Raw genomic sequence first — 20,512 nt, forward strand, 5'->3', positions numbered from 1 at the left:
CCCGCTTTCGAGGCCGTCGAGATCTCCGACCTGTCACTGAACGACAACCCCACCCGCGCCATCCGCACACTCCACCGATCAGACCCCCGCCGACCGGAGGTGTTGCTTCGACGCTATGACACCACCCTGCGGCAGCTCCTGGAAGAACTGCGGAAGCATGCCGACGAGCAGGATGAAGCGAGCGAGCCGGGTGACGGCTCGATTTTGGGTACGCTCGGTGAGATCTTCAAGGACATCGTCGATTGGCTCGAAAACTATGAGCCGTTGGAGAGTGACGGCTTCTGGGGAGACCTTCTCGGCGAGAACGGCATCATCGGCCTGAACACTTGGTCCGCGATCACCTCGATCATCGATGCCTACGGCATGATTCCTGGGAATATCGTTGGCGACATCCTGAATATCATCGCAGATGCAGGATCGATGGGCATCGCCTTCTATGACGGGTTACAGGCATTCCAGGATGGAGATCTGTTTGGAGTCCTCGACGCGGGGATTACTTATGGGATCAACGCGCTGGATCTCGCGATGACCGTCGTCGGCATGATCCCAACCCCGGTCACCGCCGCGATCGGACAGTTTGGCGGAATCGCAACCGGTGCGCTGGATATAGCATGGAACGCGGCAACGGTGACTGCTGCGAATTCCGGCTGGGGCGATGGTTCCCCGTCGAAGATGCTCATCGAGGCCCCCGGGCATGCTGTAGAGGCCCTGACTGGCTGGAGCGGTCTGCGTGAAGGAACCGAGACCGTGACTTCTCTGGCCGAGAGCGGATTTGAAACCGTGTCGGAGGGTATCCGCGATGCGGTGCCGATAATTGATCCGATCATCGACCTGCCGCAGCGTGGGGTTGAGGCGGTTGGAGATCTCCTGTTCGGCTGATAGGTTCAGGCGCCCTGGCCTATGGCTGGAACGATACGTCCGCTTAGGCCACGGTGAGGAAGTCGCTCAATTGGGCGGCGATGCCTGCCCGCGAGACGCGAAGAGCTTCCAGGCTGACCTCCTCTAGAGCCTCCGGGTCCAGCGTCTCGTCGGCAGGCTGTACGGCGATATGCTCTGTGCCTGCTGTGATCACCCACATCACCTGCGTGGTCCGTGCACGACGATCCTCGGCCAAGAAGGCTATCCGACGCTCGGCACCCTGGAGGATGTCGGCAAGCGGAGAATCCGTGCGCAGCTGCTCGTACCGACCGGTTACCACCTCGGGGGTATCAGAATCCTCTGACACGGGGAGAGGAGATCCTTCTCCAGGCGTAGGGAGCTGGCCAAAGATCCACGGCGATGCGAGTTCGATGGCGGCCTCGCGCGTGCACATTGTGAAGTGATGAATGCCGTTTGCGGAGATCTGCTCGAGCATGACGGTGCCATCGCTGTCGGCGAACTGCTGTAGCGCCCCTCGCTCGGACGCATCGAGATCTGTAGCCGTGACGCGCAGCTGCGAATAACCGCGGCGGCCCAGTACGCCGGCTGCCACCGGAACGGGAAGCAGATCTGACGGCTCACCCATGGGGTCACGCTCTTCAAGAGCTGCGAGCGTCGACTCCGTCGACACCTGACCACCCGCGAGCATCGCCCGCGCTGTCGAGCGCAGCAGCAGATCGTGATCCTGCTCTGACTGCGCATGCGCATCAACCCAGGGGGTAACCAGCGCAGAGTTCGGATCGCGCCCGCTGAGAACAAGAAGCTGCTCATCGGTCATGCTGAGCAGTGCGGTCGGGCCTTCATGCGCACGGGATGCCAGGGCGGCGGCTGCAGTGGCGATGCGTCCCTCGCGTGCGCGGGTGGCTGCTGTGTCGTTCACGGATCCCCCTTCATTGACGGTGCTTTCAGGATAGAGCGTGTTCAGCCCTAACCGGCGATGCTGTGTGCAGGCAGCACAGCACCCAAAACCTCCAGCAGCCGTTCCCGTAACACGTCGGCCCCCTCGGCGAGCTTCCGCTGGAGTCGCACGTACTCGGCCTTGCCCTCGGGCGTCTCGATCGGCACCACGCCGTAGCCGAGAGGGCGGACGTCGTAGGGGCTTGCCTCCATGTCCAGCACGCGGGTGGCACGCGCATGCTCGAAACAGTCCAGCACCAGCTCGGACGGCACCAGCGGCGTGAGCTTCATCGCCCACTTGTACAGGTCCATCCCCACGTGCAGGCAGGCGGGATTGTCGAGCTCCACCTGCCGCTGCCGCGTCGGCTCCAGAGAGTTCCGGGGCGCAGATGTGGGGGTGAAGAAGCGGAACGCGTCGATATGCGAGCACACCAGGCGCTCCCGCTCCACCACCGCGTCGGTCTCCGCCTGGCTGAGCCGCAGCGGCAGGTCCTCATGCCGCTGCTGGCCAGGCTGCAGCCCATGCACCATCGCCCACTCGTGCAGCCCGAAGCACCCGAACTCCGGCCGACGCCGTGTCAGCGCCGAGGAGCGCAGCAGCCGATGCATGAACCTCAGTGCATCGGCGCGCTCGGTGAGATATCGCTGCACGTCCGCGCGGCGCAGCCCCTCGGTGTCCACGTACCAGGAACGCCGCCCATGGTCGTCAACGTCGGTGATCGCGGGGCGACCGTGCGCATCGTCATCGGCCGATACCGGATAGGCGACGTCCCACCCCGGATGCCAGCGGCGCAAGCGCGCAGGGGAGAAGGGGTAGTAGGTGAACAGGAAGTCCTCGACCGGATGCTTCTCGCCCCGCAGACGGCGCGCCCGGTGCGCGGCGGTCAGCGCATCGGCTCGCTGTTCGTGAGCGCGTCGCGCGGCCTGTGCCTCTGGCACCGTCATCAGCAACGGGTCACTCACCGCCTCCACCTTCCTGCCGGGCGGGTCCGTCGACCCGCTGCCGCATTACCTTAGGGCAGCTTCCTCCTGCACCCGTCAGGGCGACAGTGCACGGGGTGGTGCGACCCGCAGATCGCACCACCCCGTGAGCGGCATCGGCAGGTCAGTCGAAGTTGTACTCCGTGACGATCCGGTCGCGGCCGCTCGCGGCGTCGGTGAAGAACTCCTCCATGGAGATCCCGAGGTAGGAGCCGGAGATGTTCACGGCGTTCGGGCGACCCAGCTGCGCGAGCGCCCGCACCATGTTGTAGGAGCGCTGCGAGGACCGGCAGTGCACATACACCTCGCGGTCCGCGGGGATCTCCTCGAGCCGATCCCGGAACTGGGACAGGGGGATGTTCACCGCGGTGGTGAGGTGGCCGGCGGCGAACTCGTCGGGCTCCCGCGCGTCGATGATGAACGCGCCCTCCTCCACGAGCTCGCGCACCTGCGTGACCGGGACCTGCTCGAACTCCCCGTGCAGGATGTTCAGCCCCACGAGCGCTGCGTGGATCACCACGTCCTTCGCCGTGGAGTAGATGGGGGAGTAGGCGAGCTCGAGGTCTGCCAGATCCTCCAGGGTGCCGTCCATCATGATGAGCGTCGCGATGACGTCGATGCGCTTGTCCGCCGCGCCGGTGCCGACGGCCTGCGCGCCGAGGACCCGGCCGCTGGGCCGCTCGAACAGCAGCTTGAAGAACATCGGCATGGACTGCGGCATGATGCCCACCGAGTCCGCCGGGATCACGTACACGAAGTCGTGGTCGATTCCTGCGGCTGTGGCCTGCTTCTCGTTCAGGCCGGTCGAAGCGGCGGTGTAGTCGAAGACCTGCACCACCGAGGAGCCGATCACACCGCGGTTGCGGGTGGGCCGGCCGTAGATGTGGTCGGCCACGGCGCGGGCCTGTCGCTGCGCGGGACCGGCCATCGCCAGCAGCGTGGGCTGGCCGGTCAGCTTGTGGGTCACCTCGATGGCATCGCCGACGGCGTACACATCGGGCGCGGAGGTGCGGAAGTGCTCGTCGACGGCGATGCCGCCGGTGGTGCCGATCTTCAGACCGGCCGCGCGGGCGAGCGCGGTCTCCGGGCGCACACCGATGCTCATGACGACCGCCTGGGCGGGGACGGTGGCGCCGGAGGCGAGCACCACCTCGTCCTCGCGGATCTCGGCGACGGCATCGCCGAGGTGCAGGTCCACCCCCTGGTTCCTCAGCTCGCGGTGCAGGACGGCGGCGAGCTCGGGATCCAGCGGGCTGAGCACCTGGGGGAGGGCCTCGGCGAGGGCGACCTTCCGCCCGCCGTGCACGAGGTTCTCGGCGACCTCCAGGCCGATGAACCCCCCGCCGATCACCACCACGTCCTGGACGTCGCGGTTGTGCAGGAAGGTGTTCAGCGCATCGATGTCCACGACGTTGCGCACCGTGAACACGTGCTCGCCGTCCACGCCCGGGATGGGCGGCACCACCGGGGAGGCACCGGGGGACAGGGTCAGGGTGTCGTATGCCTCGGTGGTCTCGGTGCCGGTCGCCACCTGCGTGACGGTGATGGTCTTGTTCGCGGTGTCGATCGCGGTGACCTCATGGCCGGTACGGGCGATGATCCGATACTGGTTCCAGAACTGCTCGGGGTCCATCAGCACCAGCGTGTCCGCCTTCTCGATGACGCCGGAGAGGTGCCAGGGCAGGCAGCAGTTGGAGAAGGAGACGTGGGGGCCGCGCTCGAACATGATGATCTCGGCGGATTCGTCCAGTCGGCGCAGGCGGGCGGCGGTCGAGGCACCGCCGGCGACGCCGCCGATGATGAGGTGACGCTTCTGGGTGGTCATGGTGAGGGTTCCTTCCCGGTGGGTGCGGTCGCGGTCAGCGGTCGGTGATGCGGTGGGCGGGCAGAGTGGTGGGGTTCACGGTGATGTGGCGGCTCGGCGGGATGATGTTCAGCTTCCCCTCGAAGATCTTCAGCCCCGCGGCGGCGCCGAGGACCAGGAAGACTCCGAACACCCAGCCGCTCAGGGACCCGACGGACAGCCCGGAGAACAGGGCGCCGATGTTGCAGCCATCGGCCATGCGGGCACCGAAGCCCATCAGAGCGCCGCCACCGCCGTAGATCACGGCGTCGCGGGCGGAGAAGTCCGTGTTGATGCGGAAGCGGCCGGCCAGCAGCAGGGCGTAGGCGGCGCCGATCAGCAGGCCGAGGTTTCGCACGGTGCCGCCGTCGTTCAGCAGGCCGCCGGCGATGGCCTCATTGGCCTTGGTGGCCCAGTCGGCCTGGAACTCGATGCCCACGAGCTTCAGCGCTGCCACATCCAGGGTGGTGAAGCCGGAGGTGACGCCCCAGGCCTTGTGGGTGGTGACGAGGATGAAGATCCACAAAAAGGCGAGCATCATCGCGGAGGTCATGAAGGTCCAGCGGGTGCTGAACAGGTTGTGCCACAGGCGGTAGCCGAAGAAGCGGTCGGTGCGGCCGTCGGTGTCTCCGGGGATGGGCAGCATCTCCGCGGGGGTCTGCACATGCTCGACGGTGGCCTCACGCTTGCGCTTGCGCTCGTAGCCCCACACCAGCATGTAGATGACGAAGAAGCCGATGAGGCTCAACAGGATCGCGCCGGGGTAGCCGAACCACTGCGGCAGGTGGAGGGTGAAGCCCTCACCCATGGTGCTCTCGATCGCGGCGCGGCCCATCTCTCCGGGAACGGAGAACAGGATGAAGAACACCAGGGCGATGACGGCGCGGATGTAGCCCTCGCCGGCGTCGGTGAGGCAGCCCGAGGCGCACGCCCCGGCCATGATCGCGCCCATGCCGAACAGGAACGCCCCGATGATCAGCGGCAGGCCGATGGGGGCGATGTTCGCGCTGCCGATCAGCTCCCCGTTCTTGTCCATCGGCAGCAGTCCGGCGCTCTGTGCCCACTGCCAGGACAGGGTGAACAGCGTGGTGACGGTGAACATCGTCAGCAGGGCGGTGGTGAGGCTGCCTTCGCCGACGACGTAGACGCGCTTGATGCCGCCGGCGAAGCCGAAGGCGCCGCGCACCAGCACGTAGCCCAGGCACAGACCGGCGATGCCGTAGAGGTAGAACTTCACGCTGTCATCGACGACGAAGGTGCCGATGAGGAGGCAGACCACGAGGATCGCCAGAGCGATCAGCGGCTGCTGCTTCGGGAACGAACGGGCGAGACGGTCGATCATCGCCTCGTCGCGCGTGGCGGTGGGGGTGGTCATCGTGCTTCCTTCGACGGGGGAGTACGGGGTGTGTGCGGGGTGCCATGGGGGCTCCGGCGTCTCGAGGCTAGGAAGCACGGCGGGGGTGTAGCGGGGACCACAGTCCCTTCTTGTCAGTAACACAAATCCCTGCTTATGGCCACCAAATACAAAGCCTATGGATGTACAGACCTTTCATGGGTAGGGGTGCGCACCTCCTGGAGCAAAGGTCCGCATTCGGGCCGGTGGCGGGGCAGGAGGGCCCGGTCTGCCGCTGCAGTCGTTGCTACTGTGCGCCCCATGCCCCTCTCCCGCACCGGGCGCACGCTCGCCCTCCAGCTCGGCTCCCTCGTGGCGCTGCTGCTTGTGTGGTGGGCGATCGCCGCCGCGCGGGTCGTGGATCCGCTCTACCTCCCCGGCCCCGGCGCCGTGTGGGACGCGTTCTGGCGCGCGAACTCCTGCTATCCGATCGCCGAAGGCGCCACCCGCAAGATCTGCGGCGAGTCCAACTACTACCTGTGGGAGCACCTCGTGGTCTCCCTGCAGCGCATCGGCATGGGCGTGGGACTTGGGGCAGTGCTCGGCATCGCCATCGGCTATCTCATGGGCAGCTCCCGCTTCCTCATGGTGCTCATCGCCCCCTACCTGAACTTCCTGCGCGCCCTGCCACCGCTGGGCTACATCGGCCTGCTCGTGGTGTGGGTGGGCATCGGCGAATCCTCCAAGTACTGGCTGCTGTTCCTGGCCGCCTTCCCACCCGTCGTCATCGCAACCATCCAGGGGGTCGGCGCCGTCAGCCGCGACCGGCTGCTGGCCGCCGCATCCCTTGGCGCCAGCCGCTGGCAGCGGATCCTCACCGTCACCCTGCCGTCCTCCCTGCCCTTCGTCGTCCAGGGCGTGCGCCTAGCCACCGGATTCGCCTGGACCACCGTCGTGGCCGCCGAGCTCAACAACGGCATCCCCGGCATCGGTGGCCTCGCCTTCCAGGCCGGCGTCCAGCTCCAGACCGCCCTGACAATCGCCTGCATCCTCGTGATCGGCATCGTCGCGGTAGCCCTGGACCAGCTCATCGTCCGTATCGGAGACCTGCTGGTCCCCTGGCAGGGCAAGGAGGCCTGAGACATGCGATCACCCCGCCTGTCCGCCCTCGGCGCTGCGCTCGCCGTGCTGCTCGCGCTCACCGGCTGCATCCAGCCCGGCCGCACCGTCCACCCCCACTCCGATCCGGTGGCCGGCGCCGCCTGCCCCGTCGAGCCCGACCCGTCGATCACCACGCATGCTCGTATCGCCTGGCAGGGCATCGCGGGCGGCGACCTCATCGTCAAGGACCTCGGGCTGCTCGAGCGCTGCATGCCCAGCGCCACCATCGAATGGATGCGCTTCAACGGCGGCAACGACGTCATCCAAGCCTTCGGCGCCGGATCGATCGACATCGGCATCTACGGCTCCTCCGCAGGGGTGAAGGCCATGAGCCCGCCGCTCGAGCTGCCGATCTCCCTGATCTGGGTGCCCGATGTCATCGGCACCTCCGAGGCACTCGTCGCCTTCGACGAAGAGATCACGACGATCGACGATCTCGCCGGGCGCACCGTCGCCGTCACCTTCGGCGCCACACCCCACTACGTGCTGCTGTCGATGCTCGAACAGGCCGGGATCTCCCAGCAGGTGGAGGTCGTGAACCTCACCAATGACAAGATGCCCGCCGCCGCCCACTCCGGAGAGATTGACGCCGCCTGGACCTGGGAGCCCACCCTCACCGAACTTGAGGACCTCGGCGGCCACCGCGTCCTGGACAGCGCGGCCGCGGCCGAGGCGGGCTTTGTCACCTTCGACATGCAGACCGCGCGCGATGAGTTCATCGCGCAGAACCCCGAGTTCATGCTCATGTGGACCCGCGTGCAGGACCATGCCGCCCAGCAGATCCTCGAGGACCCGGATGCCGCGGCCGCCTCGATCGCCGCACAGCTGGGCGTGCCCGAGGAGGTGGCACGCCAGCAGATGGCCGGCTACACCTACCTCACCGCCGAGGATCTCGCGGGGGAGGACTGGTTCGGCGCCGGGGCAGGGGAGGCCCTGCACTCCACCGGCAGCTTCCTGGCCGAGGTACGACTCACGGAAGGGGCTCTGACTGAGGAGCAGTACGCCGGACGCGTCCACGCCGATGCGGTGATGGAGGTGGGCCGATGAGCGCCGAGCCGAGCGCAACCCCGGACCCCGCCGCCGGGCGGATCGCCTTCGAGCGCATCACCCACCGTTACCGCAGCGACCGGGGCGAGCCCGTGACCGCCCTCGACGGCGTGGATCTCACAATCGAGCCCGGCAGCTTCGTCACCGTCGTCGGCCCTTCCGGCTGCGGCAAGACCACCCTGCTGCGCATGGCCGCCGGATTCCTCACCCCGAGCGTAGGACGGGTCGTGGTCGACGGGCAGAGCGTCACCGGCCCCTCCCCGCAGCGGGGCGTGGTCTTCCAGCAGCCCACCCTGTTCCCCTGGTGGACGGTGCGGCGCAACGTCGAAGCCGGGCCCCGATACCGCGGCGCATCCCGCGCCGAACGGGAACGTCTGGCGGACTACTACCTGGGCATGGTGGGCCTCGCCGATTTCGCCGAGGCCAAGACCTACGAGCTCTCCGGCGGCATGCAGCAGCGCTGCCAGATCGCCCGTGTGCTCGCGAACTCCCCGCAGATCATGCTCATGGATGAGCCCTTTGGGGCACTGGACTCCCTGACCCGCCGCCGCCTGCAGAGCGACCTGCTGCTGCTGCACCACGCCCGCGAGGACACCGTCCTGTTCATCACCCACAGCGTCGAGGAAGCCGTGTACCTAGGGGACCGCGTGCTCGTGATGTCGCCGCGCCCCGGCAGGGTGGTGCACGACGAGATCCTGCCCGCGCACTCCGGGGAGGGCAACGGGGCGATCGAGGTGCTGCGCACCCGGCCCGAGTTCGCCGAAGCAGTGCGCCACATCACCGCGATCATCGAGGAAGAGGACCCGACGGCCCTCCAGGCCCGCGTCCACACCCCTGGCAGTTCGCACCGCGGCATCGCGGGGGCCGACGACGGCGCGAAACCCACCGCCTAGACTGGCGGCCATGCGCATCGCCCGATTCACCACCGGCGGCGACCCCATGTTCGGCATCGTCCAGGAGAAGGACGGCCAGGACATGGTCTACGGCCTCGCCGGCGACCCGCTGTACACCGAGATCCGCCCGAGCGGCACCATCGTCCCGCTGGATGACGTGCGGCTGCTGGCCCCCGTCATCCCCCGCTCGAAGGTGGTATGCGTGGGCCGCAACTACGCCGAGCACGCCGCGGAGCTCGGCAACGACGTGCCCGAGCAGGCGCTGCTGTTCCTCAAGCCCAACACCGCCGTGATCGGCCCCGGCGAGCCCGTCATGATGCCCGGATACACCGAGGAGCTGAGCCTCGAGGCGGAGCTCGCCGTGGTGATCAAGTCCCTCGCTAAAGACCTCACCCCCGAGCAGGTGTCCGCCCACATCCTCGGCTTTACCTGCGCGAACGACCTCACCGCGCGCGATGCGCAGCGGGAGGAGAAGCAGTGGTTCCGCGCCAAGGCCTTCGACACCTCGTGCCCCATCGGCCCCTGGATCGAGACGGACCTGGACCCCACAGATCTCGCGATCATGAGCGCCGTGGACGGCCAGAGTGCACAGCAAGGCAGCACCGCGGACATGCTGCGGGCAGTGCCCGAGCTGATCGCGGAGATCTCCGGCGTGGTCACTCTGCTGCCCGGTGATCTCGTGCTCACCGGCACTCCCGCCGGGGTGCGCACCGTCGATCCCGGGAGCACCATGGATGTGACCATCGAGGGCATCGGAACCCTGAGCAATCCCGTCCACCGCCGCTGATCCCTACACTTTTCCGCCCCCTTTCTTTCTTCGAGGAGCATCCCGCGTGACCGACGCCCCCATCGCCCCTGCCCCGACCGACGAGGTGCGGGTGCGCTTCTGCCCCAGCCCCACTGGCACCCCGCATGTCGGCATGGTGCGCACCGCCCTGTTCAACTGGGCGCATGCCCGCCGCCACGGCGGAAAGCTGATCTTCCGCATCGAGGACACCGACGCCGCCCGCGACAGCGAGGAGTCCTACCAGCAGCTGCTGGAGGCCATGCGCTGGCTGGGCATCGACTGGGATGAGGGCGTGGAGGTTGGCGGGCCCGACGGCCCCTACCGCCAGTCCCAGCGCGGCGAGATCTATCAGGACGTCATCGCGAAGCTCAAGGAATCCGGGCACATCTACGAGTCCTTCTCCACTGCCGAGGAGATCAAGCAGCGCCACATCGACGCCGGCCGCGACCCGCAGCTGGGCTACGACGGCTACGACCGCGAGCTGACCGAGGAGCAGAAGGCCGCCTTCCGTGCCGAGGGCCGTGAGCCCACCTGGCGCCTGCGCATGCCCGAGGAGGACATCACCTTCACCGACATGGTGCGCGGGGAGATCACCTTCAAGGCCGGCACCACCCCGGACTTCGTCGTGGTCCGCGCGAACGGGCAGCCGCTGTACACGCTCGTGAACCCGGTGGACGATGCGCTGATGCGCGTCACCCACGTGCTGCGCGGTGAGGACATCCTCTCCTCCACGCCGCGGCAGATCGCCCTCTACCGGGCGCTGATCGAGATCGGCGTGGCCGAGCGCATCCCGGAGTTCGGCCACCTGCCCTACGTGATGGGAGACGGCAACAAGAAGCTCTCCAAGCGTGACCCGCAGTCGGACCTGTTCCTCTACCGTGAGCAGGGCTTCATCGCCGAGGGCATGGTCAACTACCTCGCGCTGCTGGGCTGGGGATACAGCGCCGACGAGGACATCTTCACTCGCGAGCAGATGGTCGAGCGCTTCGATGCGCGCGATGTGAACCCCAACCCCGCGCGCGTGGACCTCAAGAAGGCCACCGCCATCAACGCCGACCACATCCGCCTGCTCACCGAGGAGGACCTCGCCGAGCGCCTGGTGCCCTACCTGCAGCGTGGCGGCGTTCTGCCCGAGCAGCCGAGCGCCGAGCAGATCGCCCTGGTGCGCGCGGCGACCCCGCTGGTGCAGACACGCATGAACCTGCTCGGGGAGGCCCCGGACCTCATGGGCTTCCTCTTTGTGGCCGATGCGGACCTCGTGGTCCAGGACGATGCACTGAAGAAGCTCGGCGATGACCCGGTGGCCGTGCTTGAGCGTGCGATCACCGAGATCGAAGCGGTTCCGGAGGACTCCTTCGACGCCGCGACGCTCAAGGCTGCGCTGCGTGGGGCGATCATCGAGGAGATGGGTATTAAGCCGCGCCTGGCCTTCGGGCCGCTGCGCAGCGCCATCTCCGGGCGCCGGATCTCCCCGCCGCTGTTCGAGTCCATGGAGCTGCTGGGCAAGCCCTCGAGCCTTACCAGGCTGCGGTCACTGCGGGACCGGCTCGCTGCGGAGGAGAGCGCCGACTGAGCCGCGATCTGCCTCAGCACAGTGCGAGGGGTGCCGAGCCTCACAGGGCTCAGGGCCCCTCTCGCTTTGTGCTTCGGCGCCAGACCCGCTAGAGTCTTACCTCGGTACGGCGCCGAAGCGATCGGCCCGGGAGGTGCGGAAACCACCGCGCAAGACCCGGTCGGAGGCTTCGGAGACGTGCTCTCACCATGGGGTATGGTGTAATTGGCAACACAACGGTTTCTGGTACCGTCATTCTAGGTTCGAGTCCTGGTACCCCAGCGCAGCAGGCAGTCACTGCCTCGCCGCCCGCGCCCCGTTCGTCTAGCGGCCTAGGACGCCGCCCTCTCACGGCGGTAACACCGGTTCAAATCCGGTACGGGGTACGACGCAGGAACCATCACGATCATGATCCCCGGATCGATCTGCGGTTGCTGCCGGGCCCCGTTCGTCTAGCGGCCCAGGACGCCGCCCTCTCACGGCGGTAACACCGGTTCAAATCCGGTACGGGGTACCAATCAGAAGCCGCCACCCACTCGGGTGGCGGCTTCTGTCGTTCCAGCCTGAGTTCACGCTCCCGCGCCCCTGCTCACGCCCCCGCGCGGGCCAGCAGCTCGGTGAGGTGGTTCGCCGAGCTCATCACGCTCGCGGCGTGCAGGCGCCCGGGCTGGCGGGTGATCCGATCGATCGGCCCGGAGACGGACAGCGCCGCGACCACGCGCCCGTTGGGGCCGCGCACCGGCGCGGAGACTGATCCCACGCCGGGTTCGCGCTCACCGATGGACTGCGCCCAGCCGCGACGGCGTACCGCTGAGAGCTGGGTGGCGGTGAAGCGCGCGCCGAGCAGGCCGCGGTGCAGCCGGTCCGGCTCCTCCCAGGCCAGCAGGATCTGCGCGGCAGAGCCCGCGCGCATGGTCAGCGCCGAGCCGAGCGGTACCGAGTCCCGCAGGCCGATGGGCCGCTCCGCCGCGGCCACGCAGATGCGGTGATCGCCCTGGCGGCGGTACAGCTGAGCGGACTCCCCGGTGTGGTCCCGCAGTGCAGCGAGCACGGGGCCGGCGGAGGCCAGCAGGCGATCCTCACCCGCGGCGGCGGCGAGCTCGCCGAGCCGTGGCCCCAGGATGAAGCGGCCCTGCATGTCCCGGGCCACGAGGTGGTGGTGCTCGAGCGCAACCGCGAGCCGGTGCGCGGTGGGACGGGCCAGGCCCGTGGATTGCACTAGCTGCGCGAGTGTGGCCGGTCCGGCTTCCAGTGCGCCCAGCACGATCGCGGCCTTGTCCAGCACGCCGACACCGCTGCCGGTGTCCTCCGAGGTTTTGTCCATGCACCGATACTGCCGTCTTATTTGTTGAGACGCAAATGCGGGCAGCCGTGGCCCCGACCACGATGACCGCAGCGCTCGCAGCCCGGGCGCGTCTCAGCATTCAGGAAAGCGCCCCGAGGGCGCAGGGAAGGATCGACATGGCGGGCACCCTCGCGGAGAAGGTCTGGACGGATCACGTGGTCCGTGCCGGCGAGAACGGAGAACCGGACCTGCTCTACATCGACCTCCAGCTCCTGCACGAGGTCACGAGCCCCCAGGCCTTCGACGGCCTGCGCCAGGAGGGCCGGACCCTGCGCCGCGTGGACCAGACGCTCGCCACCGAGGACCACAACACCCCCACGATCGACATCGACAAGCCGATCACGGACATCACCTCTCGCACCCAGATCGAGACCCTGCGCCGCAACGCCGAGGAGTTCGGGGTGCGCATCCACCCCCTCGGCGACAAGGACCAGGGCATCGTCCACGTCGTCGGCCCGCAGCTGGGGCTCACCATGCCCGGCATCACCGTCGTATGCGGAGACTCCCACACCTCCACCCACGGCGCGTTCGGCGCCCTCGCCTTCGGGATTGGCACCTCCGAGGTCGAGCACGTCATGGCCACCCAGACCCTGCCGCTGACCCCGTTTAAGACGATGGCCGTGAACGTCACCGGCTCCCTGAGGCCCGGCGTCACCGCGAAGGACATCATCCTCGCCGTCATCGCGCAGATCGGCACCGGCGGCGGCGCCGGGTACGTCCTCGAATACCGCGGCGAGGCGATCCGCGCCCTCTCCATGGAGGGCCGCATGACGATCTGCAACATGTCCATCGAAGCCGGTGCCCGCGCCGGCATGATCGCCCCCGATGAGACGACCTTCGAGTATGTGAGGGGCCGCCCCCACGCCCCGACCGGCGCGGACTGGGACGAGGCCGTCGCCTACTGGAAGACCCTGCGCAGCGACGACGATGCGGTCTTCGACGCCGAGGTCACGATCAACGCCGATGAGCTCGAGCCCTTCGTCACCTGGGGCACCAACCCCGGCCAGGGCCTGCCGCTCAGTGCCGCCGTTCCCGCTCCGGAGGACTTCACCGACGACACCTCCCGCAGCGCCGCCGAGCGGGCACTCGAGTACATGGACCTGGTGCCCGGCATGCCGCTCAAGGACATCGCGGTGGACACCGTGTTCATGGGCTCGTGCACCAACGGCCGGATCGAGGACCTGCGCGCTTTCGCCGATGTGGTCCGTGGCCGCACCAAGCATCCCGAGGTGCGGGTGCTTGTCGTCCCCGGCTCGGCGCGGGTGCGCCTGCAGGCCGAGCAGGAGGGCCTCGATGAGGTCTTCACCGCCTTCGGCGCCGAATGGCGTCAGGCCGGCTGCTCCATGTGCCTGGGCATGAACCCCGACCAGCTCGCGCCGGGGGAGCGCGCCGCCTCCACCTCCAACCGCAACTTCGAGGGCCGGCAGGGCAAGGGCGGCCGCACCCACCTGGTCTCCCCGGTGGTCGCCGCCGCCACCGCCGTGCGCGGCACCCTGTCCTCCCCGTCCGATCTGCAGCCCACCGCCTGAGGAGCCGTCATGGAACCCGTCACCACCCACACCGGCATCGGCGTCCCCCTGCGGCGCAGCAACGTCGACACCGACCAGATCATCCCTGCCGTCTACCTCAAGCGCGTCACCAAGACCGGCTTCGACGATGGGCTGTTCCACGCCTGGCGCACGAATGACCCCGACTTCGTGCTCAACCGTCCCGCCTACTCCTGCGGCTCCGTGCTCGTGGCCGGACCGGACTTCGGCACCGGCTCCTCCCGCGAACACGCCGTGTGGGCGCTGCGTGACTACGGCTTCCGGGCCGTGCTCTCCAGCCGCTTCGCCGAGATCTTCCGCGGCAACGCCGGCAAGCAGGGGCTCGTCGCCGGAGTGCTCGCGCAGGATGACATCGAGCAGCTGTGGAAGATCCTCGAGGAGGAGCCCGGCACCGAGGTCACCGTCGACATCGTCCAGCGTCAGGTCACGGCTGCCGACGCGGTCTTCCGCCTGGAGATCGACGACTACACGCGCTGGCGCCTCATGGAGGGCCTGGATGACATCGGCCTGACCCTGCGCCACGAGGCGGACATCACGGCATTCGAGCAGCGCCGCCCGGCGTGGATGCCCCGCACCCTGCCGGCCCGAACCGCCGACTGACCTGCCCGGGCACGCCCCGCCGCGGCGCGGGACGTGCCCGAGCTTACGGTCCGCGCACGGCCTGCTCCGGTATGCTCGCTCGGTCAGGAACGGACGCTCAGTGACGTCCGCATCGCTACGCAAGGACACCATGAGCTCGACTTTCCATGTGCGCGGAGGCCGTCCCCTGGACGGCGAGATCACCGTCCGCGGGGCCAAGAACCTCGTATCGAAGGCGATGGTCGCCTCCCTCTTGGGGGAGGAGCCGTCGGTGCTGCGCTCGGTGCCGGACATCTCCGACGTCCGCATCGTCTCGGACCTGCTGCGCATCCACGGCGTCAAGGTCGACCTCGACGTCGAGGCGGGTGTGCTGCAGATGGACCCGTCGAACGTCGAGAAGGCGCATGTCGCGGACATCGACGCCCACGCCGGCAGCTCTCGCATCCCGATCTTGTTCTGCGGCCCCCTGCTGCACCGCCTGGGGGAGGCGATCATCCCTGATCTGGGCGGCTGCCGGATCGGTGATCGGCCCATCAACTACCACCTCGATGTGCTGCGCAACTTCGGCGCGGTCGTCGACAAGCGCGAGATGGGCATCCACATCACCGCGCCCGACGGGCTGAGCGGCGCGCGCATCCACCTGGAGTACCCGAGCGTCGGCGCGACCGAGCAGGTGCTGCTGACCGCTGTGCGCGCCCGCGGCACCACGGAGCTCACCGGCGCCGCCGTCGAGCCCGAGATCGAGGACCTCATCGCGGTGCTGCAGAAGATGGGCGCGATCATCTCGCTGCAGACCGACCGCACCATCATCATCGAGGGCGTCGAGAGCCTCGGCGGCTACGAGCACACCGCCCTGCCGGACCGCATCGAGGCCGGTTCCTGGGCCTGCGCCGCCCTGGTCACCGGCGGGTCTGTGACCGTGCGCGGGGCGCAGCAGAAGCCCATGTCCACCTTCCTGAACATCTTCCGCAAGGTCGGCGGCGGGATGGACATCCGCGAGGACGGCATCCGCTTCTACCACCCGGGCACGCCGCTGAAGGCCATCGCCCTGGAGACCGACGTACACCCCGGCTTCATGACCGACTGGCAGCAACCGCTGGTGGTCGCCCTCACGCAGGCCGACGGCATCTCGATCCTCCACGAGACCGTGTACGAGAACCGCCTGGGCTTCACCAGCGCGCTGAACAACATGGGCGCCCGCATCCAGGTGTACCGCGACTGCCTGGGCGGCTCGAGCTGCCGCTTCGGTCGCAGCAACTTCAACCACTCCGCCGTCATCTCCGGCCCCACCCCCCTGCACGGCGCGGACATCACCGTCCCGGATCTGCGCGGCGGCTTCTCCTACCTCATCGCCGCGCTCGGCGCCGAGGGCGTCTCCTCCATCCGCGGCATCGGCCTGATCGACCGCGGCTACGAGTCCTTCCGCGAGAAGCTCACCGCCCTCGGCGCGGAGTTCTGGGAGGACGACGCGTGAGCGAGCAGCACCAGGACGACGAGCAGATCATCGTGAGCGACCCCGAACCCGCGAGCGCCCCGCCCGTCGGCGCCGCCGGATCCCTGGCCCTGCGCGACATCCCGATCCCTGACTACTGCGATGTGGTGATCGTGCCCACCGCCGGGGTGCAGGAATCCGATCCGCGGGTGTGGGCCGATGCGATCTTCGCCCACGAGAACACGCCGCTGGCCAGCCGCGGCCTGCGGGCTCTGCGCGATGAGGCGGTGCGCCTGTTCGACATGGTCCCACCCCCGGCCAAGGAGTACGTGGCCGATGAGGTGGTGGGCTCCGAAGCGCTGATCATCGACGATGACGACAAGCTGCGGGTGCGCATCGGCGTGGCGCTGCTGCCCGGCGGGGACCTGCTGCAGGTCACCACCGCCGTGAAGTACCGCTCCCTGCGGGGCCGTCTCGCCTTCGCCCCGCGCCGCCTCATGCACGCCGCAGCCGTGAACACGCTGGCCCGTCGAGCCCCCACCACCCTGCGGCGCCGCGACCTGGTCGGGCAGGGTGCAGCTGGCTCGATCACCGGGCAGGTCACCCGCAAGGCCCTGGGCCGCGGCGGCGCGGACCGCGGCTGAGGGCGCTCGGGCGGCGAGCATGCGCATCCGCATCCCCCGCGCCCTGCGTGAGCGCCTGCGCCGCAACCGCACCGCCCGCTCCTGGGACCTCCCCGGCGCCCGCGCCCCGGAGCGCCGCTCCGGCTGGATCATCGGCCTGCTGCAGATCCCGCTGCGGCCCCTGCTGCTGGCGCTGACCCGCCCGCACTGGGAGGGCGCCGAGAACATCCCCGCCCACGGGCCGATCATCGTGTGTGGCAACCATCTCTCGCCGCTGGACGCGCTGGCCTACGGGCATCTGCTTCACTCCAGCGGCGCCGCACCCCGCTTCCTGGCCAAGGAGCCGATCCTGCGCATCCCCGTGCTGGGGCATATCCTGCGCTCCACCGGTCAGATCCCGGTGCTGCGCGGCAGCTCCCGCAGCGCCGACGCTCTCGCCGCCGCCCGCGCAGCCCTCGCCCGCGGGGAGCTGCTGCTGATCTTCCCCGAGGGCACCTACACGCGCGACCCCGAGCTGTGGCCCATGCAGGGGCGGCTCGGGGCGGCCCGCCTGGCCCTGGCCACCGGGGCGCCGCTGCTGCCCGTAGCCTGCTGGGGCACCCGCCTGCTGTGGCCCGTCGGCTCCCCGATCCCACACCCCGGGCCCGGCCGCCGCGTCCAGATGCGCGTGGGAGAGCCGATGACCGTCGCGCCGCGCCCCGGCGAGGATGCCCGCGCCGCCGAGGAGCGCATCACCGCGGAGCTCATGGCAGCGATCGCGGAGCTGCTCGGGACGCTGCGCGCAGACACCCCGCCCGACGTCCTGCATGATCCGCGCAGCGACGCGCACCGCCCCGAGATCGGCCAGCCCGTCCCGGGCTACCGCGCCTGGAAGCAGACCCCATGATCACCACCTCTTTCGAGCCCGTTCCCGCCGTACCGACGCCGCGCCTGGCCGTCCTCGGTGCCGGCAGCTGGGGCACCACTTTCGCGCAGGTCCTCGCCGACTCCGGTGCGCAGGTCACCCTGTGGGCCCGCCGCGAGGAGGTGGCCCGCGAGATCCGCGAGACCCACCGCAACCGCGCCTATCTCGGCGACCACGAGCTGCCTGATGCTCTGCGGGCCACCAGCAGCATCGATGAGGCCCTCGCGGACGCTGATGCGCTCATCATCGCCGTCCCCGCCCAGTCCCTGCGCGAGACCCTGGGCACCTGGCCGACTCTGCCTGCGGTGCCGGTGCTGTCGCTGACCAAAGGCATCGAACGGGGCACCGACCGCCGGATCACCGAACTTCTCACCGAAGCCGGGGGAGCGGACCGATCGCTCACCGGGGTGCTGTCGGGCCCGAACCTGTCCCGCGAGATCCTCGAGCGCCGCCCCTGCGGCAGCGTCATCGCCTGTCCCGACGCCGCCCTCGCCGCCCGCGTGGCTTCGTGGATCACCGCCCCCTACCTGCGGGTTTACACCTCCACCGATGTCGTCGGGGTCGAGATCGCCGGGGCGGTGAAGAACGTCATCGCGATCGCCGTGGGCGCTGCGACCGGGCTCGGGCACGGCCACAACACCACCGCCTCGCTGATCACGCGGGGCCTGGCGGAGATCACCCGGCTCGGTGAAGCCCTCGGCGGGCGGCGCGAGACCTTCGCGGGCCTTGCCGGGATGGGCGACCTCGTGGCCACATGCTCGTCGCCGCTGTCGCGCAACCACCGGCTGGGCCTCGCGCTCGGGCGCGGACTCGATGTCGCCGCGGCCGCCGCCGAGGTGGGCCAGACCGCCGAGGGCGTTGCCACCGCCCGCGCTGTCGCCGAGATCGCCGAGCGCCTGGGCGTGGACATGCCGATCACTCGCGCGGTGGTCGAGGTCGTGGACCACGGTGCGCAGATCGACGACGTCACCGCGGCCCTGCTGGCACGATCCGTGCGGCCCGAATGATTACTCTCGCCCCATGAGAACTTCCGTCGCCCTCCTGTTCGGCGGCCGCAGCGGCGAGCACGGCATTTCGTGCGTCACCGCCGGCGGCATCCTCGGCGCGATCGACCGCGAACGCTTCGACGTCATCGCCGTCGGGATCACGCGGGAGGGACGCTGGATCCACGTCTCCGATGACCCGGCCGACTGGACTCTCGTGGGCGGCCGCACCCCCGAGGTGGATCCCGACGGGCCCGAAGTGCTGCTGCCCGCCGAGCGGCACCGCCCCGGTGAGCGCGTGCAGCTGCGCACCATCGCCGATGGCGCCGTGCGCCCCCTGGCCGAGGTGGATGTCATCTGGCCGTTGCTGCACGGCCCCTACGGCGAGGACGGCACCGTCCAGGGCATGCTCGAGATGCTCGACATTCCCTACGTCGGCTCCGGGGTGCTCGCCTCCGCTGCCTCGATGGACAAGGCCGCCACGAAGATGACCCTGCGCGCCGCCGGCATCCCCGTCGCCCCTGGCATCGTGGTGCACCAGGACCGTTGGGATCGTGGCGCCCAGCAGGTTCTCGACCATATGCGCCGCCACCATGACCTGCCGTGGTTCGTCAAACCTGCCCGCGCCGGTTCGAGCCTTGGCGTCACCCGCGTGGAGCGTCCCGAGGATCTCGAGACCGCGCTGCAGGCCGCCTTCGCCGAGGACCCCAAGGTGCTGATCGAGGAAGCCGTGGCAGCCCGCGAGGTGGAATGCGGCGTGCTGCAGGGGCACGACGGCGCCGAGGCGCGCACCACCATCCCCGGAGAGGTGAAAGTGGGGGAGGACCTCGAGTTCTATGACTACGAGGCCAAGTATTTCGGCAAGGGCACCGTGGTGATCGACGTGCCCGCCGCTCTGCCCGATCACCTGCTGGAAGAGGTGCGGGAGATCGCCGCACGCAGCTTCACCGCCCTCAGCCTCGAGGGCCTGGCGCGCGTGGACACCTTCGTCACCGAGACCGGAGAGGTCATGGTCAACGAGGTCAACACGATGCCCGGCTTCACCCCGTACTCCATGTTCCCGGTGCTGTGGGAGAACATGGGGCTCAGCTACGCGGACCTCATCGCGGACCTCGTGGAGCTGGCCAGCAACCGGCGGCTCGGCCCGCGCTGACAGAGGCCGGGCGGGCTCATTCGGCGGCGGTCTCCCCGGGGCCGATGCAGCGGTCCGTCGCCTCGATGTACCGGCTGACCAGCTGCGTCAGCTCGAGTGGGGCGGCGGAGGGCTGGTCCGGGGCGACTGAGCGCGGCACCGTCACATCGATCGCGGGTTCGCGCCCATAGGTCGTGAACAGCACCACATCGCCCTCGAGCTCACGGACGATCCAGTCCACCTCGGTGCCGGTGCCGTCATCGAGGGTGGTGCACAGGTCCGTCGTCGGCCCCGGCGGAGTGACCCCGCAGCGCATCACGACCGCATCCTGCCCGCGTCCCCACGCCACGGTGCCCTGGCTGGAGGTCTCCTGCTGCGACATGCCGAGCATCTCCGGCGGCGCCCCGATGACGATGTTCGCGCACACCGGGTCCTGGGCCTGCGGCCCCGGCGGCACCTGCACCGTGCCGCACGAGGTCACGCCGACGGCGATCAGCACGGCGGACAGCACAGTGAGGGAGCGGGTTCGGGGCACCCGACGAGACTACCGTGGGC

General features: G+C 69.1%; 19 protein-coding genes and 3 tRNA genes. 16 read left to right on the forward strand and 6 right to left on the reverse strand.

The features are described 5' to 3' along the window. Nucleotides 1–879 (forward strand): hypothetical protein (locus MU407_RS10465; RefSeq protein WP_246957282.1); only part of this gene is annotated, 879 nt, incomplete at its 5' end. A gap of 43 nt (nt 880–922) precedes the next feature. On the opposite strand, the gene MU407_RS10470 is transcribed toward MU407_RS10465, so the two are convergent. The 4 genes from MU407_RS10470 to MU407_RS10485 all read right to left on the reverse strand — a co-directional run bounded on the left by MU407_RS10470 (nt 923) and on the right by MU407_RS10485 (nt 6,014). Beyond that, nucleotides 923–1,798 carry a hypothetical protein gene (locus MU407_RS10470; protein ID WP_246957285.1) on the reverse strand — a complete coding sequence of 292 codons (876 nt, stop codon included), beginning with the start codon at nt 1,796–1,798 and terminating at the stop codon, nt 923–925. A 47-nt stretch (nt 1,799–1,845) separates the two neighbouring features. Continuing rightward, nucleotides 1,846–2,760 (reverse strand): 3-methyladenine DNA glycosylase, encoded by a 915-nt coding sequence (locus tag MU407_RS10475; RefSeq protein ID WP_102235283.1) that lies wholly within the window; start codon nt 2,758–2,760, stop codon nt 1,846–1,848. A 160-nt stretch (nt 2,761–2,920) separates the two neighbouring features. Further along, complete coding sequence (locus MU407_RS10480) at nt 2,921–4,621, reverse strand: FAD-dependent oxidoreductase (RefSeq protein WP_246957288.1); 1,701 nt, start codon at nt 4,619–4,621, stop codon at nt 2,921–2,923. 34 nt (nt 4,622–4,655) lie between these two features. Beyond that, nucleotides 4,656–6,014 (reverse strand): YeeE/YedE family protein, encoded by a 1,359-nt coding sequence (locus MU407_RS10485; protein ID WP_102235228.1) that lies wholly within the window; start codon nt 6,012–6,014, stop codon nt 4,656–4,658. Nucleotides 6,015–6,293: 279 nt separating this feature from the next. On the opposite strand from MU407_RS10485, the gene MU407_RS10490 reads away from it, so the two are divergent. From MU407_RS10490 to MU407_RS10525, 8 genes are all read left to right on the forward strand, one after another. After that, the gene (locus MU407_RS10490; protein WP_102235284.1) at nt 6,294–7,112 is read left to right on the forward strand and encodes an ABC transporter permease; all 819 of its coding nucleotides are present in this window, start codon (nt 6,294–6,296) and stop codon (nt 7,110–7,112) included. A gap of 3 nt (nt 7,113–7,115) precedes the next feature. Continuing rightward, entirely contained in the window at nt 7,116–8,180 is a 1,065-nt protein-coding gene (locus MU407_RS10495; protein ID WP_246957291.1) for an ABC transporter substrate-binding protein, read from the forward strand. Next, a complete protein-coding gene (locus MU407_RS10500; RefSeq protein WP_246957293.1) occupies nt 8,177–9,073 on the forward strand; it encodes an ABC transporter ATP-binding protein in 897 nt (298 codons plus the stop codon). The genes MU407_RS10495 and MU407_RS10500 overlap by 4 nt, the downstream gene beginning before the upstream one ends. A gap of 10 nt (nt 9,074–9,083) precedes the next feature. Further along, nucleotides 9,084–9,860 carry a fumarylacetoacetate hydrolase family protein gene (locus MU407_RS10505; protein WP_246957295.1) on the forward strand — a complete coding sequence of 259 codons (777 nt, stop codon included), beginning with the start codon at nt 9,084–9,086 and terminating at the stop codon, nt 9,858–9,860. A gap of 46 nt (nt 9,861–9,906) precedes the next feature. Then, nucleotides 9,907–11,433, forward strand: coding sequence for a glutamate--tRNA ligase (gene gltX / locus MU407_RS10510; RefSeq protein WP_348648026.1), 1,527 nt, complete (start codon nt 9,907–9,909; stop codon nt 11,431–11,433). 189 nt (nt 11,434–11,622) lie between these two features. Further along, a tRNA-Gln gene (locus tag MU407_RS10515) sits at nt 11,623–11,694 on the forward strand. Nucleotides 11,695–11,725: 31 nt separating this feature from the next. Beyond that, nucleotides 11,726–11,798: transfer RNA gene (locus tag MU407_RS10520), tRNA-Glu, on the forward strand. A gap of 55 nt (nt 11,799–11,853) precedes the next feature. Next, nucleotides 11,854–11,929, forward strand: a tRNA-Glu gene (locus MU407_RS10525). Between the two features lie 72 nt (nt 11,930–12,001). Here the strand turns inward: MU407_RS10525 and MU407_RS10530 are convergent. After that, complete coding sequence (locus MU407_RS10530) at nt 12,002–12,736, reverse strand: IclR family transcriptional regulator (protein ID WP_102235233.1); 735 nt, start codon at nt 12,734–12,736, stop codon at nt 12,002–12,004. Nucleotides 12,737–12,873: 137 nt separating this feature from the next. Here MU407_RS10530 and leuC point away from each other — a divergent pair, with 137 nt between their 5' ends. From leuC to MU407_RS10565, 7 genes are all read left to right on the forward strand, one after another. Next, nucleotides 12,874–14,286 (forward strand): 3-isopropylmalate dehydratase large subunit, encoded by a 1,413-nt coding sequence (gene leuC, locus MU407_RS10535; RefSeq protein ID WP_246957298.1) that lies wholly within the window; start codon nt 12,874–12,876, stop codon nt 14,284–14,286. Between the two features lie 9 nt (nt 14,287–14,295). Further along, nucleotides 14,296–14,904, forward strand: coding sequence for a 3-isopropylmalate dehydratase small subunit (gene leuD, locus MU407_RS10540; RefSeq protein ID WP_102235235.1), 609 nt, complete (start codon nt 14,296–14,298; stop codon nt 14,902–14,904). Between the two features lie 130 nt (nt 14,905–15,034). Further along, nucleotides 15,035–16,357, forward strand: a complete 1,323-nt coding sequence (gene murA, locus MU407_RS10545; RefSeq protein WP_246957301.1) for a UDP-N-acetylglucosamine 1-carboxyvinyltransferase — start codon at nt 15,035–15,037, stop codon at nt 16,355–16,357. Then, nucleotides 16,354–16,959 (forward strand): DUF2867 domain-containing protein, encoded by a 606-nt coding sequence (locus tag MU407_RS10550; RefSeq protein WP_246957304.1) that lies wholly within the window; start codon nt 16,354–16,356, stop codon nt 16,957–16,959. The genes murA and MU407_RS10550 overlap by 4 nt, the downstream gene beginning before the upstream one ends. Before the next feature lie 19 nt (nt 16,960–16,978). Continuing rightward, nucleotides 16,979–17,824 carry a lysophospholipid acyltransferase family protein gene (locus tag MU407_RS10555; RefSeq protein WP_246957307.1) on the forward strand — a complete coding sequence of 282 codons (846 nt, stop codon included), beginning with the start codon at nt 16,979–16,981 and terminating at the stop codon, nt 17,822–17,824. Then, the gene (locus tag MU407_RS10560) at nt 17,821–18,849 is read left to right on the forward strand and encodes an NAD(P)H-dependent glycerol-3-phosphate dehydrogenase (protein WP_246957310.1); all 1,029 of its coding nucleotides are present in this window, start codon (nt 17,821–17,823) and stop codon (nt 18,847–18,849) included. Before MU407_RS10555 ends, MU407_RS10560 begins: the two co-directional genes overlap by 4 nt. 13 nt (nt 18,850–18,862) lie before the next feature. Then, nucleotides 18,863–19,978 (forward strand): D-alanine--D-alanine ligase family protein, encoded by a 1,116-nt coding sequence (locus MU407_RS10565; protein WP_246957313.1) that lies wholly within the window; start codon nt 18,863–18,865, stop codon nt 19,976–19,978. Nucleotides 19,979–19,994: 16 nt separating this feature from the next. On the opposite strand, the gene MU407_RS10570 is transcribed toward MU407_RS10565, so the two are convergent. Continuing rightward, a complete protein-coding gene (locus MU407_RS10570) occupies nt 19,995–20,492 on the reverse strand; it encodes a DUF3515 family protein (RefSeq protein WP_102235239.1) in 498 nt (165 codons plus the stop codon). Nucleotides 20,493–20,512 lie beyond the last annotated feature (20 nt).

This window comes from Brachybacterium sp. Marseille-Q7125, from assembly GCF_023062615.1.
Classification (GTDB): domain Bacteria; phylum Actinomycetota; class Actinomycetes; order Actinomycetales; family Dermabacteraceae; genus Brachybacterium.